Here is a 937-nt window from a genome sequence, read left to right on the forward strand (position 1 = left end):
GCACGGAGGGCTCGCTGCGCCTGCCCGATCCCGACACGTTCGGCGGCACGGTGTCGCTGTCGGAACGCGGCACCGACTGGCAGGATTTCGCCAGCGAGGGCGAACTCTACGGCGCCCGCAACTGGCCTTACGCGGCACCCGATCGCGCCAACTACCGTATGCTCGGCGTCGCCGATCTGGTGCGCTCGCTTCAAACCGGCAACACCCCACGGGCCTCCGGCAGCCTCGCGCTGCATGTACTGGAGATCATAGAGGCTATCCTGCGCTCCGGTGAAACACAGGGATCAGTCGCCATCGCGGGCGATGTCGTGCAGCCGGCCCTGCTGACCGAGGAAGAGGCGAGCAGCCTGCTGGCCTGAGGACATGATCATGACGCTCGATCCGGATGCGCTGCGCGTCCTCGAAATTGGTCGTGCAGCCGGCGGCGAGCCATTCGAGACCGGCAGCGTGGCGGCGGCGCGAACTGCCTACAACGCCTCGTTCCCGACGTTACAGGGTGAGCACGAGCCGGTCGCTGCGACCCAGGAACGGCAGATCGACGGGACGAATGGGCCTATAGCGCTCCGCATCCATCGCGGCATCGGCGCACCGCAAAGCGGGGCACCGGCGCTGCTCTACCTGCATGGCGGCGGCTGGGTCATCGGCAACCTCGATTCGCATGACGAGATCTGCCGCCTGATGGCCAATCTCGGCGGCGCCGTCATTGTCTGTCCCGATTATCGCCTGGCGCCAGAGCACAAATTTCCCGCCGGGCTCGAGGATTGCCTGGCAACACTGCGCTTCATAGCGGAGAATGCCGCCGGTCTCGGCATCGACATCAGACGCATCGGCGTTGCCGGCGACAGCGCCGGCGGCAATCTCGCCACGGTGCTGGCGCTGCTTGCCCGCGATGGGCTTGCGCCTCCGCTTGCGGCGCAACTCCTGATCTATCCCAACA

At 66.6% G+C, this 937-nt stretch carries 1 protein-coding gene and 1 pseudogene; both read left to right on the forward strand.

Translation table 11 applies throughout. The annotated features are described in order from the left end of the window. A pseudogene (locus tag EN750_RS36425) lies at positions 1 to 359 on the forward strand (gfo/Idh/MocA family oxidoreductase); the annotation flags it as partial. Between the two features lie 10 nt (positions 360 to 369). Then, positions 370 to 937, forward strand: a 568-nt coding sequence (locus tag EN750_RS36430; protein WP_145968289.1) for an alpha/beta hydrolase, incomplete at its 3' end; no start/stop codon positions are given.

Source organism: Mesorhizobium sp. M7A.F.Ca.ET.027.03.2.1, from assembly GCF_003999175.1.
GTDB lineage: Bacteria > Pseudomonadota > Alphaproteobacteria > Rhizobiales > Rhizobiaceae > Mesorhizobium.